The 15,189-nt window shown below is 59.2% G+C and carries 16 protein-coding genes; 11 read left to right on the plus strand and 5 right to left on the minus strand.

All coding sequences use genetic code 11. The features are described from left to right. Positions 1 to 27 precede the first annotated feature (27 nt). The 4 genes from ACTG3T_RS05585 to ACTG3T_RS05600 all read left to right on the plus strand — a co-directional run bounded on the left by ACTG3T_RS05585 (position 28) and on the right by ACTG3T_RS05600 (position 2,982). The gene (locus tag ACTG3T_RS05585; protein ID WP_439101277.1) at positions 28 to 516 is read left to right on the plus strand and encodes a GNAT family N-acetyltransferase; all 489 of its coding nucleotides are present in this window, start codon (positions 28 to 30) and stop codon (positions 514 to 516) included. Positions 517 to 521: 5 nt separating this feature from the next. Then, positions 522 to 1,271, plus strand: a complete 750-nt coding sequence (locus ACTG3T_RS05590) for an SGNH/GDSL hydrolase family protein (RefSeq protein WP_439101278.1) — start codon at positions 522 to 524, stop codon at positions 1,269 to 1,271. Between the two features lie 95 nt (positions 1,272 to 1,366). Continuing rightward, entirely contained in the window at positions 1,367 to 2,341 is a 975-nt protein-coding gene (locus ACTG3T_RS05595; protein ID WP_439101279.1) for an amidoligase family protein, read from the plus strand. Beyond that, entirely contained in the window at positions 2,314 to 2,982 is a 669-nt protein-coding gene (locus ACTG3T_RS05600) for a gamma-glutamyl-gamma-aminobutyrate hydrolase family protein (protein ID WP_439101280.1), read from the plus strand. Before ACTG3T_RS05595 ends, ACTG3T_RS05600 begins: the two co-directional genes overlap by 28 nt. A 6-nt stretch (positions 2,983 to 2,988) precedes the next feature. On the opposite strand, the gene dtd is transcribed toward ACTG3T_RS05600, so the two are convergent. Continuing rightward, a complete protein-coding gene (gene dtd, locus ACTG3T_RS05605; protein WP_439101281.1) occupies positions 2,989 to 3,426 on the minus strand; it encodes a D-aminoacyl-tRNA deacylase in 438 nt (145 codons plus the stop codon). Positions 3,427 to 3,431: 5 nt separating this feature from the next. Continuing rightward, positions 3,432 to 5,243 carry a translational GTPase TypA gene (gene typA / locus ACTG3T_RS05610; protein WP_439101282.1) on the minus strand — a complete coding sequence of 604 codons (1,812 nt, stop codon included), beginning with the start codon at positions 5,241 to 5,243 and terminating at the stop codon, positions 3,432 to 3,434. Positions 5,244 to 5,618: 375 nt separating this feature from the next. On the opposite strand from typA, the gene glnA reads away from it, so the two are divergent. From glnA to trmL, 5 genes are all read left to right on the plus strand, one after another. After that, complete coding sequence (glnA, locus tag ACTG3T_RS05615; RefSeq protein WP_439101283.1) at positions 5,619 to 7,025, plus strand: glutamate--ammonia ligase; 1,407 nt, start codon at positions 5,619 to 5,621, stop codon at positions 7,023 to 7,025. Between the two features lie 96 nt (positions 7,026 to 7,121). Continuing rightward, on the plus strand, positions 7,122 to 7,709 hold the full coding sequence (locus tag ACTG3T_RS05620) for an Ig-like domain-containing protein (protein ID WP_439101284.1): 588 nt from the start codon (positions 7,122 to 7,124) through the stop codon (positions 7,707 to 7,709). Between the two features lie 230 nt (positions 7,710 to 7,939). Beyond that, positions 7,940 to 8,986 (plus strand): nitrogen regulation protein NR(II), encoded by a 1,047-nt coding sequence (glnL, locus tag ACTG3T_RS05625; protein ID WP_439101285.1) that lies wholly within the window; start codon positions 7,940 to 7,942, stop codon positions 8,984 to 8,986. A 1-nt stretch (position 8,987) separates the two neighbouring features. After that, positions 8,988 to 10,406 carry a nitrogen regulation protein NR(I) gene (gene ntrC, locus ACTG3T_RS05630; protein WP_439101286.1) on the plus strand — a complete coding sequence of 473 codons (1,419 nt, stop codon included), beginning with the start codon at positions 8,988 to 8,990 and terminating at the stop codon, positions 10,404 to 10,406. Then, positions 10,407 to 10,871 carry a tRNA (uridine(34)/cytosine(34)/5-carboxymethylaminomethyluridine(34)-2'-O)-methyltransferase TrmL gene (trmL, locus tag ACTG3T_RS05635; RefSeq protein WP_439101287.1) on the plus strand — a complete coding sequence of 155 codons (465 nt, stop codon included), beginning with the start codon at positions 10,407 to 10,409 and terminating at the stop codon, positions 10,869 to 10,871. It abuts the gene before it with no gap. Positions 10,872 to 10,950: 79 nt separating this feature from the next. Here trmL and secB read toward each other — a convergent pair whose 3' ends face one another. The 3 genes from secB to ACTG3T_RS05650 are packed head-to-tail and all read right to left on the minus strand — an operon-like array spanning position 10,951 to position 12,189. Next, positions 10,951 to 11,445 (minus strand): protein-export chaperone SecB, encoded by a 495-nt coding sequence (gene secB, locus ACTG3T_RS05640; protein WP_439101288.1) that lies wholly within the window; start codon positions 11,443 to 11,445, stop codon positions 10,951 to 10,953. Positions 11,446 to 11,494: 49 nt separating this feature from the next. Next, the gene (gene grxC, locus ACTG3T_RS05645; RefSeq protein WP_439101289.1) at positions 11,495 to 11,764 is read right to left on the minus strand and encodes a glutaredoxin 3; all 270 of its coding nucleotides are present in this window, start codon (positions 11,762 to 11,764) and stop codon (positions 11,495 to 11,497) included. 8 nt (positions 11,765 to 11,772) lie between these two features. After that, a complete protein-coding gene (locus ACTG3T_RS05650; RefSeq protein ID WP_439101290.1) occupies positions 11,773 to 12,189 on the minus strand; it encodes a rhodanese-like domain-containing protein in 417 nt (138 codons plus the stop codon). Between the two features lie 192 nt (positions 12,190 to 12,381). Here ACTG3T_RS05650 and gpmI point away from each other — a divergent pair, with 192 nt between their 5' ends. Continuing rightward, positions 12,382 to 13,935, plus strand: coding sequence for a 2,3-bisphosphoglycerate-independent phosphoglycerate mutase (gene gpmI, locus ACTG3T_RS05655; protein ID WP_439101291.1), 1,554 nt, complete (start codon positions 12,382 to 12,384; stop codon positions 13,933 to 13,935). A 9-nt stretch (positions 13,936 to 13,944) separates the two neighbouring features. Further along, positions 13,945 to 15,144, plus strand: a complete 1,200-nt coding sequence (locus tag ACTG3T_RS05660) for a murein hydrolase activator EnvC family protein (protein WP_439101292.1) — start codon at positions 13,945 to 13,947, stop codon at positions 15,142 to 15,144. Positions 15,145 to 15,189 lie beyond the last annotated feature (45 nt).

The following is a 15,189-nucleotide window of genomic DNA, read 5'->3' on the forward strand; positions in this document are numbered from 1 at the left end:
CGCCTCTTTTATGGTCAGGCAACCAGAATGTTCGACGACAGATGCGAAGACAGACGCAACGACAATGGCTGGTCCTGTCAGCCCTTTTCAGCGCTGAGCGGGATTGATGTTTACGATCTGCTGCAGCTTCGCTCGGCGATTTTTGTTGTGGAGCAGGATTGTGTGTATCTGGATCCAGACGGTATGGACGCCGCCGGCTGGCATCACGGCTACCGCGAAAACGGGAAGTTATTGGCTTACCAGCGCTGCCTGCCACCGGGCACGCCCTATGAGAACGAGAGCTCCATCGGCCGGATTATTGTGGACCCCTCCCAGCGAGGGAAGCAACTGGGCCGCGAACTGGTGCGGCGGGGCATCGACTTCAACCTACGCACCTGGCCGGGGAGCCCCATTCTTATCGGTGCCCAGGCGCAGCTCCAGCGCTTCTACGAATCTTTGGGCTTTACGGTCTGCTCCGAGCCTTATCTCGAAGACGGCATTCAGCACATCCACATGCAGCACCCCGCGTCACGCTAGCACCCATGTTTAAGCCCGAATCAGCGTTTGCCCTAGCGGTGTTACTGCTATGCGTCTACAACGTTGGCGTTATTGCCGTTGCCGTCGCCCGCGGCAGCGATCTGGCGGCAGAAAGCACCCCTTTCATCAGGAAGTTGTCCGACCCCGCGCACAAGATCCTGGTGGTCGGCGACAGCACCGCGGTAGGCACCGGAGCTGCAGCGCCGGAGCACTCTATCGCCGGCCGCATTGCTGCGGACTTCCCCCGCACCACGGTGCTTAACTTTGCTGAGGATGGCGTGCTCACCGGTGCCATTCCCGGCCAGATAAAACAGGTGCCGCGGGGCCCCTACGATCTGGTGTTGGTGCAGGTCGGGGGCAACGACGCCCTGCGCTTGACCGGCAGCAGGGAGCTCCAAAGGGCCATTGAAAAGAGCCTTGATGCCGCCGTCGCGCTGAGTCCCCGGGTTCTGCTGGTCAGTGTCGGCGATCTGGGTGAGGCCCGCGCGGCCCCCTGGCCACTCTCCCTGCTTCTCTCCTATCGTTCCCGCCTTGTGCGAGATGTCTTTGCAGACGCCGCCCGGCGACGGAATGTGGAGTTCCTGGATCTTCTCGCGCTTTCCGAGGAGGGCAATCCCTTCGAGGATAACAGCGAAAGATACTATGCCCGGGACGGTCTCCACCCCTCCAGTGCTGGCTATGCAGTCTGGTACGAAAACCTCCTGTCGGCAGTGCCCCTGGCGCAGTGGCTGGAGAGTGCAGCGCCGGCAAAATGATCGCCACAGACGCCTCTGCCGTAACATCCCTTTAAATCGCCACTGTTAACCTTGACAGGCTGAATTCGGAGATTTCATCCAGCAGGGAGTAGATTTTGCCAGCATTTACACAACCACCAACAACCCACACCTGCGCGGGAGAACCGCGTCGCGCGGGCTTTGAGGTTGAGTTTTCGGGGCTGTCTCTGGAAACGGCGGTGAAGGTCGTGGAGGAAGTCCTCGATGCAAAGCCCCGGGAGTCAACGGCGGCTGAGTGCACTTTGCACGCCGAAGACCTGGGCGAGTTCAAGGTAGAAATCGACTGGGCGTTCCTCAAGCGAATTTCCAAGGAATATGCCGCCGATGAGGAGCAGTACTGGGTAGAGCCCCTCAATGATCTGGCAAGCACCCTGGTACCCATCGAGCTTGTGGCGCCCCCCATTGCGGTGCAGAAGCTGGATGTGCTGAAGGAAATCAGCGACGGCCTGCGCGCAGCGGGCGCCCAGGGTACGGAAGAGTCGCTGATTGCCGCCTATGGAGTGCACATCAACACGGAGATTCCCGCGCTGGATGCAGACACCCTGGGTCGCTATCTCCGCGCATTCTGTCTGCTGCAGTGGTGGCTGGTGGATGCCCACGATGTGAACCCCGCCCGAAAGATCAGTCCCTATATCGATCTTTACCCCCAGGGCTACGTGGAAACCCTTCTCGCCCGGGAGTCCATGACCATGGACGAGATTTTTGACGACTATCTTGAACACAACCCGACGCGAAACCGGGCGCTGGATTTACTGCCCATCCTTGCAGAAATCGACAGTGAGCGTGTGCAGCGCACCGTGGACGATGACCGGGTCAACGCGCGGCCGGCGTTTCACTACCGTATGCCCAACTGCCATATCGAGCGCGACGACTGGGACCTCACAAAGCCCTGGGACCTGTGGCTGACCGTAGAGCGTCTCGCAGACCGGCCGGACGACATCAAGGCTCTGGCAGCAAAATACCTGGATTCACGACGGTTGTTGCTTCCTGTAGATCGAGGCAAGTGGGTTGCCGAGATGGATCAATGGCTAAACGACCACGCATTGGTGTAACCGGTAACGGTCGACGCTGGGCGCCGAGCTGGTGGTGCACCCGGTTTGCGCTGCTGCTCGTCGGTGCGCAGGCAGTACGCATTTCTGTGCGCCATCAACCCGCGGATGAAGACAACTTTGATGCCTTGATCATTGGCGGAGGGGACGATATCGGGCCGGAGCAGTACGGCGAACCCAGTAATCCCAAAATACGCTCCGATCCCGCCCGCGATGCCCTTGAAGTCCGTTGGATCAAAAAGGTCCTCGACGAGAACGTGCCCGTAATGGGGATTTGCCGAGGCGCCCAGCTGATCAACATCGTGCTTGAGGGCACGCTGCATCAGGACATCCGGGACATGCGCAAGCACACCCGTAACCGGGTGAGCCTTGTTGCCACCAAAGAAGTAAAACTTTTAGAGAACTCTCGCGCCCGGGAGATTTTTGCCACCGATCGACTGAAGGTGAACAGCCTTCACCATCAGGCAATTAATACCGTGAGCCACAGGCTCGCGATTGTCGGTCGGGATCGGGACAATATATGCCAGATGGTGGAGGGCGCCGCCGACACGCCGATCCTCGGCGTACAGTGGCATCCGGAATACCTGTTCTACTTGCCCGTGCAATTGCGGATCTTTCGCTGGCTGGTAGCGCAGGCGAAGTAAACAGACTCAGCTGTGCAGCAGGAAGGTCACCGGCCCGTCGTTCACCAGACTGACCTGCATATCGGCGCCAAAGCGACCGCCGGCGAGCGGTGAATAGACGGCCTCCATATGATCATAGAGCGCTCCGAAGAGCGGCTCGGCTTCCTGGGGCGTCATGGCCGTGGAGAAACCCGGACGAAGTCCCCGGGTGGTATCCGCAGCAAGAGTGAATTGAGAAACCAACAGAAGGCCACCGCTTACATCGCGCAGGCTGCGATTCATACGGCCCTGCTCATCGGCAAACACCCGATACTTGAGCACACGCTCCAGAAGCTTTTCGCCCATGGGGACCGTGTCACCGGGTTCCAAACCCAGAAAGACCAACAGGCCGCCATCGATGCTGCCCACTGGCTCGCCGTCGATGCTTACCGACGCGCTGCGCACACGCTGGAGGAGTGCGCGCACCGGTGTTACCCGCGGGAGGCGCGCTTGCGCTCGTGCTCCAGCAGCAGCTTCTTGCGCAGACGAATGCTGTCGGGCGTTACCTCTACCAGTTCATCGTCTTCGATAAACTCCAGGGCCTGCTCCAGGGTATGTCTCGTCGGTGGCGTCAGTACCAGCGCCTCATCGGTGCCCGAGGCCCGTACATTGGTGAGCTGTTTGGCCTTGGTGGGGTTGACCGTGAGGTCATTGCCTCGGCTGTGCAGCCCGATAATCTGCCCTTCATAAACGTCAATGTTGGGATCCACAAACAAACGACCACGATCCTGGAGATTGAAGAGGCCGTAGGCAAGGGTCTTTCCCTTCACCATGGAAACCAGCACACCGTTGTTCCGGTGACTGATGGGGGCGTCTTTCACAGGGCCGTAATGATCAAAAATGTGGGTGAGCGTGCCACTGCCCGAGGTGAGCGTGAGAAAGAGCGAACGAAACCCGATTAGACCCCGCGCCGGCACAATAAACTCCAGTCGCGTCCAGCCCTTGCCGTCAGGGCTCATGTTTTTTAGCTCGGCACGGCGGGCGCCCAGCTCTTCCATGAGCGCCCCCTGATGCTGGTCTTCACAGTCGATAACCAGCTCCTCGAAGGGCTCGTGAATCTCACCATCCACCTCCTTGCGGATAACTTCCGGACGGGACACACCCAGTTCGAAACCCTCGCGGCGCATGGTTTCGATGAGCACTGACAGGTGCAGCTCACCACGGCCGGAGACCTTGAACTTGTCCGGGGTATCGCCAGGCTCCACGCGCAGGGCAACGTTGTGAATGAGCTCCCGCTCCAGGCGCTCGGCGATATTCCGGGAGGTGACGTACTTGCCTTCCTTGCCGGCAAAGGGGGAGTCATTGACCTGGAACGTCATGCTCACCGTGGGCTCATCAACGCTCAGAGGCGGCAGGGCATCGGGGCTTGCAGGGTCGCAGAGCGTGTCAGAAATGTTCAGCTCTTCAATGCCTGTTACGCAAACAATGTCACCGGCTGAGGCCTCCGTCGTGTCAACACGCTCCAGGCCCATATAGCCCATGACCTTGAGGACCCTTCCATTGCGCTTGCCACCTTCGCGATCAATGACTGCAACCTGGGTATTGGGTCGCAAAACGCCGCGGGTAATGCGGCCCACGCCGATCACACCTACATAGCTGTTGTAATCCAGGGCGCTCACTTGCAGCTGAAGCGGGCCATCAACGTCAACGTCCGGGGCTGGCACGTGCTCCAGGATCGTTTCGAAGAGCGGCGTCATATCTGTCGCCATGTCTTCGTGATCAAGGCCCGCAATCCCCTCAAGGGCTGACGCGTAGATAATGGGGAAATCCAGCTGCTCTTCGCTCGCACCCAGAGCATCAAAGAGATCAAACACCTGATCTACCACCCAGTCAGGTCGCGCACCGGGACGGTCTACCTTGTTGATCACCACGATGGGCTGCAGACCCTGGGCAAAGGCCTTTGAGGTTACAAAGCGCGTTTGGGGCATGGGGCCGTCGACCGCATCCACCAGCAGGAGCACCGAATCGACCATGGAAAGTACACGTTCCACTTCGCCACCAAAATCCGCGTGTCCCGGGGTGTCTACAATGTTGATGCGGTGATCGCCGTAGGTAATGGCCGTGTTCTTCGCCAGGATAGTGATACCGCGTTCCCGCTCCTGATCGTTGGAGTCCATGATGCGCTCCGAGTCCGCGTTGCGACGGTCAAGGGTGCCGGATTGCCGCAAAAGGCAGTCGACCAGGGTGGTTTTGCCATGGTCTACGTGGGCGATAATGGCGATGTTGCGGAGTTTCTCGATCACAGCGATAGTCCGGCCCCGGCGCAGTCAGCGGTATCCGGCAGCTCTTTGAAAGAATTGGGGGGCTAAAAACGGCGCGATTATAGCCGCGGAATGACAGCCTGCACAGCGCAGTTAGGTGGCACAATGCACACCCGCGGCAATGCATGAACAATTTTTGCACTGCTTTGGCGCATATCTGCACCAATGGGGCGCAGATAGTTAAGCGGCCTGCTCCGACACATGCAAAAGTCTATCCATATCAATTGCTTGGAAACGGAGTCGCTGTGGCACAGGACTTGCTATTTCCTAATGCACTTTTACTGTTAAGGTGCATGCCTCCGGCGACTCTGTGTCCCGGCGTGACCAGCACCCATTTTCCCCACTGGAGGACCCATAATGTCAGAGAAGACTCTGAACCTGATCAAAGAAAGCGAAGCCGGCTGGGTAGACCTGCGCTTCACGGATACCCGCGGAAAAGAGCAGCACGTCTCCATTCCGTCCAGCGAAGTCGACGAAGACTTTTTTGATGGCGGCAAGATGTTTGATGGCTCCTCTATCGCAGGCTGGAAAGGCATCAATGAGTCCGACATGATCCTTATGCCAGACGACGACAGCAGCGTGCTGGATCCCTTTACGGACGACACCACCGTCATTCTGCGCTGCGACATTGTTGAGCCCATGACAATGCAGGGTTACGAGCGCGATCCTCGCTCCGTGGCGCACCGCGCCGAGGAGTACCTCAAGTCCACGGGTATCGGCGACACCGCCTATTTTGGCCCTGAGCCCGAGTTTTTTGTATTTGACGATGTAAAGTGGCATGCGGACATGTCCGGCGCCGGCTACTCCATCAATTCAGAGGAAGCCGCCTGGGCATCCAACCACAGTTTTGACGACGGCAACATCGGTCACCGCCCCGGCGTGAAAGGCGGCTACTTCCCCGTACCGCCCGTTGACTCCCTCCATGATATTCGTGCCGCCATGTGTGCGGCGATGGAGCAAATGGGTCTTCCCATTGAGGTTCATCACCATGAAGTGGGTACCGCCGGTCAGTGTGAGATTGGTGTGAAGTTCAACACCCTGATCCAGAAGGCCGACGAAGTGCAGATCCTCAAGTACTGCGTGCACAACGTGGCTCACGCCTACGGCAAGACAGCGACCTTTATGCCCAAGCCCCTCGTAGGCGATAACGGCTCCGGCATGCACGTCCACCAGTCCATCAGCAAAGACGGCGAGAACGTCTTCGCGGGTGACGGTTACGCGGGACTGTCTGAGACAGCGCTTTATTATATTGGCGGCATCATCAAGCACGCCCGCGCCCTCAATGCCTTCACCAACGCGTCAACCAATAGCTACAAGCGCCTGGTGCCGGGTTTTGAAGCACCGGTGATGCTGGCCTACTCTGCGCGCAACCGCTCAGCGTCGATCCGTATCCCCTACGAGCCCAGCCCCAAGGGCAAGCGTGTAGAGGTTCGCTTCCCCGACCCCACCGCCAATCCTTACCTGGCTTTTGCCGCCATGCTGATGGCTGGCCTGGATGGCATCCAGAACAAGATCCACCCCGGCGATGCCGCAGACAAGGATCTCTACGACCTGCCCCCGGAAGAAGGCAAAGCCATCCCCACCGTTGCATCCAGCCTGAGCATGGCCATGGAAGCACTGGACGCGGATCGCGATTTCCTCACAGCAGGCGGCGTATTTACCGATGACATGATCGACGGCTATATCGCTCTCAAGGCTGAAGAGATCGAAACCCTCGATATGACCACGCACCCTGTGGAATTCGATATGTACTATTCCGTTTAAGCAGTCTTTAAAAGCAAGCCCGAGGCCCGCTGTGACAGCGGGCTTTTTTTTGCCCGACGATCTGCTAACTTAGCTTTGAGTCTCGGGAGAACTGCGATGATCCGTTTTCAAAAAACGCCCCTGTTTGCAAAAGCGCTTGCAGTGTCTGTTGCCGTGGCCCTTGTGGCCATCACGCCCGTCAGTTTCGCCTGGGGACAGGTATACAAAGTAACCGACGCTGAAAACGGCGTGGTCTTTACAGACAGCCCCCAGACCATGGACACCACCCAGGATCAGAGCGTCGAGAAGGTCGAGCTGAAAGAGATCAACACCGCCGCACCAGTGGAAGTAGCGCCACCGGCACCTGCAAGTGCAGACACCGACGAGGAGTCCCGGGAAGCCGCCGCGGAACCCACCGTCACCATTGCATCCCCCGCCGACGAGAGCACCATCGCCATGGGACCGGGCAACTTTTCGGTGAGCGCGACAGCGACCCCCGCATTATCCCGCGGAGAAAGACTGGTGCTGCTCATCGATGGAAGCCCCCTGGGAGAGCCCCAGTCTTCCGCAGGCTGGTTTGTGGAGGGTGCGCTACGCGGCCCCCATGACCTGGTGGTGCAAAGAACGACGTCCCGAGGAACAGTCATCGCGACCTCTGAATCCGTGCGAATCTATGTGCTGCGCCCCTCAATTATCGGCCGCTGAGCGACCCCTTTTCGAGGCGCACCGACTTGGTGCGCTTGTCCCTATATGAACACAGTAACACCCGCCGCCCTTGCTGAGCGACCATTCCTTCTTTTGTTTGTGTGTACTCACTTACCCCAAAAGCTAAGCTGAATAGGACAGACAGACACCTACTTTAAATCCAGCGACATGGCGCTATTTTTGCTTCATTATTAAGCACAATGAGCCAAAGGGTTGCCCCACGGCGCCAGATGCTGCAACAGAACATAATCGATAACATCAACAGCGGCATCATCGGTCTGGATGCAGACTATCGCGTGCGCCTGATTAATCCTGCCGCAGAGGCTATCCTGCAACTGTCCGAGGCGCGCATTCTGGGCGCCATGATCTGCGAGCTCGACACCCATGACGTCCCCTGGCGGGCCACCCTTGACCAGGCGGCAAAGGAGGGAAGAGCCATAGTCCGACGGGGGCTCTCTCTGGACACCCGTGACGGCAAGCCGTCTTTCGCCGACATTGTGGTATCTCCCATGCGCGAGGTCTCCCAGCTCGCCTTCCTCATTGAGATGCAGCCGGTGGACCGCCTGCTGCGCATCAGTCGCGAAGAGAACCTCATGAATGCCCAGGAAACCACGCGCACCGTGGTCCGCGGCCTTGCCCATGAGATCAAGAACCCTCTGGGCGGGATTCGCGGTGCCGCGCAACTTCTGGAACGGGAGCTGCCCCAGGGCTCGCTGCAGGAATATACAAACATCATCATTCAGGAAGCCGACCGCTTGCGGGACCTGGTGGATCGTCTTCTCGGGCCGAGTAAAGCACCCGCGCTGGTAAGCCTGAACATTCACGAGGTTCTCGAACATGTTCTCCAACTGGCCGTCGTCGAAGCCGGGGAGCGTCTGGCGGTGCTGCGCGACTATGACCCCAGCCTTCCATCCATAAAAGGCGATCGGGGCCTGCTCATACAAGCTATGCTCAATATTGTGGGCAACGCGCTTCAGGCCACAGACAGTCAACCTCAATGCGCCCTTACCCTGCGAAGCCGCTCCCAGCGGCAGTTCACTATTGGCGAGCGCCGCCATCGCCTGGTGTGCCAAATAGACATTATCGACAACGGCCCGGGCATACCCGATGCACTCAGGGACACTCTTTTTGTGCCCATGGTCAGTGGCCGCGCCGAGGGCACCGGACTGGGCCTTTCGATATCCCAATCAATTATTCACCGGCATGGCGGCCTCCTCAGCTGCGAGAGCCGTCCCGGAGAAACCTGTTTCACCATCCACCTACCCATGGAAAACTGACATGCAAAATTCTGGCTCCGTATGGGTCGTCGACGACGATCAATCCATACGCTGGGTTCTGGAAAAAGCCCTGACCCAGGCGGATATTGCCCGGGAATGCTTCGCTGATGCGGAGTCTATGCTCCGCCGTATGGAAAACGAGTTACCGGACGTAGTCATCAGCGACATTCGTATGCCAGGCATAGATGGTTTCGAGCTGTTACAGAAAATTCGTGAGAAACATCCCGATCTTCCCGTGATCATCACCACCGCCCATTCAGACCTGGACAGTGCCGTCGCCTCTTATCAGCAGGGCGCTTTTGAATATTTGCCCAAGCCCTTCGATATTGATGAAGTGGTCGCCGTCGCCGAGCGGGCGTTAGCGCAGGCGCGGGAGCGTGGCCGTGCAAAACCCAAAAACGTGAGCAGTGCCATGCCCACTCCGGAAATCATTGGTGAAGCGCCGGCGATGCAGGAGGTATTCCGGGCCATAGGTCGTCTGGCGCATAGCAACATCACCGTACTGATCAATGGCGAGTCCGGCACAGGCAAGGAGCTGGTGGCCCACGCACTCCATCGTCACAGTCCACGAGCCGATGCGCCCTTCATCGCCCTTAATATGGCGGCCATTCCCCGGGACCTTATGGAATCAGAGCTTTTTGGTCACGAAAAAGGTGCCTTTACCGGGGCCAATGCCCGCCGTGAAGGTCGTTTTGAGCAGGCCAACGGAGGTACGCTGTTTCTCGACGAGATCGGCGACATGCCTGCGGAGACACAGACACGGCTTCTTCGCGTCCTTGCAGACGGAGAGTTTTACCGCGTCGGCGGCCATACCTCCCAACGCACCGATGTGCGAATCATTGCGGCAACGCACCAGGACCTCGAAGGGTTAGTGCGCAAGGGCGATTTCCGCGAGGACCTTTTCCACCGCCTGAATGTTATCCGCATTCATATTCCCAAGCTCTCCGAACGCCGGGAGGACATCCCGCGCCTTATGGAGTTTTTCTTTGACAAAGCGGCGACGGAACTCGGTGGCGAACCCAAAATTCTGCTGCCGGAGACCGAGCAGTTTCTCTGCTCCCTCCACTGGCCCGGCAATGTGCGACAGTTGGAAAACACCTGCCGCTGGCTGACGGTGATGGCCTCGGGACGGGAAATTCATCTCTCTGACCTACCGCCGGAACTGGGCCGCGACAGCGAAGAAACGGCTGGAGAGCAGGATCTGCAATGGCAGGAGTTACTCTGCCAGTGGGCGCGCACAGAGCTGGTCAGTGGCAAGCAGGACATTCTCCGCGAAGCGATTCCCGCGTTTGAGAAAGCCCTCATTGAGGTAGCCCTGGCTCACACCCGGGGCCGCAAGCGCGATGCCGCAGAGTTGCTGGGCTGGGGCAGAAACACCCTGACACGAAAAATGAAAGAACTGGAAAGTGGTGACGCCTAGATGCTCCATGTCGCCCTCTACGAGCCCGAGATTCCCCCGAACACCGGGAACATCATGCGCCTCTGTGCCAATACAGGCTGCCCCCTGCATCTCATCAAGCCCCTGGGATTTTCCCTGGAGGACAAACAGCTGCGCCGCGCCGGCCTTGATTACCGTGAATTTGCGCAGGTAAAAACCCACGATAGTCTTGATGCTCTGGTACGCAGTCTCAACAAGCCGCGTGTCTGGACCCTGAGCACCCGGGGAACCCGAAATTACACGGAGGCAAACTTTCAGGAAGGAGATGTGCTGCTATTCGGGCCGGAAACACGGGGGCTGCCCGAAACGGTCCTCGATGAACTGGGAGTGCACCGCTGTCTTCGTGTCCCCATGTATCCCGACAGCAGAAGTCTGAACCTGAGTAACGCCGCGGCGCTGGTGCTCTACGAGGGTCTGCGTCAACAGGGCTTCCCGGGCATGGCCTGAGGCCCGCACGGGAAGCCAGTTGAAGCTGAGTTGAGCCGCTTAGAAGCGGTAAGAGCCGGTTTGGACCGGCAAGAACCGCTTAGTGAGTCGCGGGCTCCTCTGCAGCGGCCTGCTGCTGGGCCTGCTGTGCAAGTGCCTGCTCAAAGAGCGCGTCAAAGCTTACCGGTGACAGCATGAGTGCGGGGAATCCGCCCTTTACTACCAGATTGTCGATAGTCTCCCGAGCGTAGGGAAACAGGATATTCGGCGCTGCAGTGCCCAGCACGCGACGGAGCTGATCGGGTTCAAACCCGGTGATGAAGAAAATACCGGCCTGCTGCACTTCCACCAGAAACGCCGTGTCTTCTTCCATCTTTGAGGTTACGGTGATGGTGAGCACAACCTCAAAGTTGCCCTCCTCATCAATGGCATTGCTGCGTGTGTTCAGGTCGACGTTGACCTTGGGCTGCCACTGCTTCTTGAAGATTTCTGGCGTGGCCGGCGACTCAAAGGACAAGTCCTTGTTGTAGATGCGCTGCAATACAAACTGCTGCTGTGCCGGTTCCTGGGTTCCTGCTGCCTGTTCTTCAGCCATTGCTGATACTCCTATAGAGAAAATAAACGTCGGTAAAAATAGTGTTGTTCTAGCTCTGCGGTCCGCCACTGAGGAGGCCATCAAGAAGCCCCCGCTGCTCCAGGGCCGCTAAATCTGTGTAGCCACCCACGTGGCTCTCGCCAATCCAGATCTGCGGCACTGTCCGCTGACCGGCAAGCTGGGTCATTTTTTTCCTAAGCGCCGAGTCGCCGTCGACGGGAATATCCTCATAGGACACCCCCTTGGCATCAAGGAGGCGTTTGGCCGCAACGCAGTAGGGGCAGAAGCGGGTGCTGTACATGGTGACTTTGCTTGTCATAGCGGGGATTACTTGCTGACCGTGGGCAGCTGAAGGCTGGACCACTCCATCATGCCACCGGTCATTTTATACACCTGGTTAAAGCCCGCCGCGCGGAGCTGCTTGCCGGCGGTGGATGCCTGCTGACCCATTTTGCATACCAGCACCACGGGCTTGTCCTTGAAGGGTTCCAGCTCGGCGCTGCGTTCCTGCAGTTTGGTCATGGGGATATGACGGGCTTCTACGATATGGCCCTGCTTGAAGGCAGCGGCATCCCGGAGGTCCACAAACACGCCGTCCTCACGATTCACGAGAGTAATCGCCTGCTGGGGACTGAGGCCGGGGCCGGACTTGCGCCCTTCGTGGGCCACAAGCATTGCAATGGCGGCCGCCAGGGCGCCCATAAGAATCCATTGCTGCGCTGCAAATTCTAAAAAAAGTTCCATGATCCCGTAGGTATACCGACAAGGCCCGAAGGCCGAAAAGGTCGCGAAGTATACAGTCTGCCCGGGAGTCGCTCCACCCCGAAAAATGCGCCCGGGGCTGACAATCGGTAGAATTGCCTGACTTATACAGGAGGCAGGTCAACTGCGTGCTCCTGCCCCCAAATTTGCCACAGCGAGCCGGACACACCTAGCATGCAGGAACAGCAGAAATCCCCCACGGCATTGATCATTCTCGACGGCTGGGGTCACCGCGAGGACTCCCGGGACAACGCCATCGCGAACGGCGACACCCCCAACTGGGATCGCCTGTGGAGCGGTGCTCCGCATACCCTGATATCCGCCTCGGGTCTGGACGTGGGTCTTCCCGAAGGGCAGTTCGGCAACTCTGAGGTCGGGCACATGAGCCTCGGTTCGGGCCGAGTCCTCTATCAGAGCATTTCCCGCATCGACAAGGCTATCAGCGATGGCTCCTTCGACCGCAACGACCAGTACTGCGCCGCTATTGACGGTGCTGTTGCCACAGGCAGCGCGGTACATGTCATGGGGCTCCTATCCCCCGGCGGGGTACACAGCCACGAGCGTCAGATTCTGGCCGCCCTGCGCCTGGCCGCGAAGCGGGGAGGCAGACAGATATACCTCCACGCGTTTCTGGATGGGCGGGACACGCCGCCACGGAGCGCCGAAGCCTCCCTTCTCGCGGCCCAGGCCTGCTTTGAAGAATTAGGCGTTGGGCGCATCGCCACGATTACCGGCCGCTACTACGCCATGGACCGGGATCAACGCTGGGAACGAGTGGAGCCCGCCTACCGACTGCTGACTCAGGGTGAGGCAGAACAAAGCGCCGCGTCTGCCGTGGAGGGATTGCAGGCGGCCTATGCCCGCGATGAAAACGATGAATTTGTCGCTCCCACGCGCATAGGGTCGGCGGCCCCCATCAGTGACGGTGACGCGGTGCTGTTTATGAATTTCCGCGCGGACCGGGCCCGGGAGCTCACCCAGTGTTTTGTCGATAAGGACTTCAGCGGATTTAAGCGCGAGGAGCGGCCGGCACTCGCCGCCTTTGTAATGACCACCGAGTACGCGGCGGGCATGAACGCCGCTTGCGCGTTCCCCCCAAGCACACTCAGCAATGTGCTGGGTGCCTGGGTCGCCGACAAGGGCCTGTCCCAGCTGCGTATCGCCGAGACCGAAAAATACGCTCATGTAACTTTCTTTTTCAGTGGCGGACAGGAAGCGGAATTTCAGGGGGAAACCCGGGTTCTGGTGCCCTCGCCGGATGTCGCCACCTATGATTTGCAGCCGGCAATGAGCGCAGTAGAGGTTACTGATCGCCTGGTGGACGCGATTCGCAACCGGGAATTCGACCTCATCGTCTGCAACTATGCCAACGGCGACATGGTGGGACACACCGGCAACTACGGCGCTGCTGTAAAGGCAGTGGAGGTTCTCGACACCTGCCTGGGCCGTATCGAAAGTGCCCTCAGGGAAGTCGGCGGTCAGGCGCTGATTACTGCGGACCACGGCAACTGCGAGCAGATGCAGGACTACGACTCCGGCCAGCTCCACACCCAGCACACCACGGAGCACGTCCCCCTGGTCTATCTGGGCGACAAGCCCCTCACGCTGGACCCTGCGGGAGGGATCCTGGCAGATGTTGCGCCCACGCTGCTGACGCTCATGGCCTTGGATCAGCCCGGAGAGATGAGTGGTCGTAGCCTCGCTACTCTGACCAACGGGCACTCCTGACCCAGCCCCGTGAATCGCGCGGCGACCCACAGATACGCCTCTCGCCACGTTTTTCTATGCATCCGTGCCCTGCTTCTGGTTCTCACCCTGCTCCCGGTCGCGTCCCGTCCGGCGGCACAAAGCCTTGACGGCGCGGATGCCACGGAGACCCGCGAGCGCCTTCAGCAGCTTGAAAAAGACATCGCTCGCATCACCGCGGCGCAGGCAAAGCGCGAGAAGCAGCGAAGCTCTCTGCAGGCTGAGCTTCGGCGCAGTGAGACGGCCCTTGGGAAAATACGGGAGCGGCAGCAGGCAACGCGATCTGCCATCAGTGACAATCAAAAAGAAATCCTGAGCCTCACTGAGAAGCAGGGTCGCCTGCAAAGCGCCGCTGAGGCTCAGCGAGAAGCGGTTGTCGCGGAGATCCGCCAAGCTTACAAAAGCGGTGGCAATGATCAGCTGAAGCTTCTGCTGAGCGAGGAGGATCCTCAGCGTCTTGCCCGCATGCTGGCTTATTACCGTTACATCCTCGCCGCGCGCAGCGAACTTCTGGACGAGTTTCGCGACACCATGGCTTCCCTCGCCACCCTCGGGAAGGACCTTCGGGACCGAGAGACCCGCCTGGAAGAGCAACGCGCATCCCTCGTCTCACAGCAGCGGGCCCTGGAAGCCGAGCGCGAAGATCGCAAAGACCTTCTGGCGCAGATTGATGCATCTCTAAAGAGCGATACGGCACAGCTCGCGGCCCGGGAGCAGGACCGCGAACAACTGGAAAGCCTTCTGGAGGAGATCGACGCTGCCCTGGCGCAACTAATTCCCGAGGATGATGTCGAAGCTTTTAGCGAGGCCAAAGGAAGCATGATATGGCCCGTGCAGGGACGGATCAGCAACCGCTTCGGCCGCCCCAGAAATCAGGGCAAGATGCGCTGGCAGGGCGTGCGTATGAGGGCGGAGGCCGGCAGCACCGTCAACGCCATCCACCACGGACGGGTTGTCTATGCGGACTGGCTGCGAGGATCGGGACTGCTGCTGGTCATCGATCACGGCGAAGGTTACCTGAGCCTTTATGCCCACAACGAGAGCCTGCTGCGGGAAGTGGGGGATTGGGTCAGCGCCGGGGCGCCCATTTCCACGGTCGGCGACAGCGGTGGCCAAAGTGAGCCCGGCCTTTACTTTGAAATCCGCAAGGACGGCAAACCCACAGATCCCCAGCGATGGTGTCGCAGCTAAGCACTCCCGAGAGCGCCTGTCGATTAGGCTACACTGAGGTTTTTC

Origin of the sequence: Congregibacter sp., from assembly GCF_965660375.1 — a bacterium.
Taxonomy (GTDB): Bacteria; Pseudomonadota; Gammaproteobacteria; order Pseudomonadales; family Halieaceae; genus Congregibacter.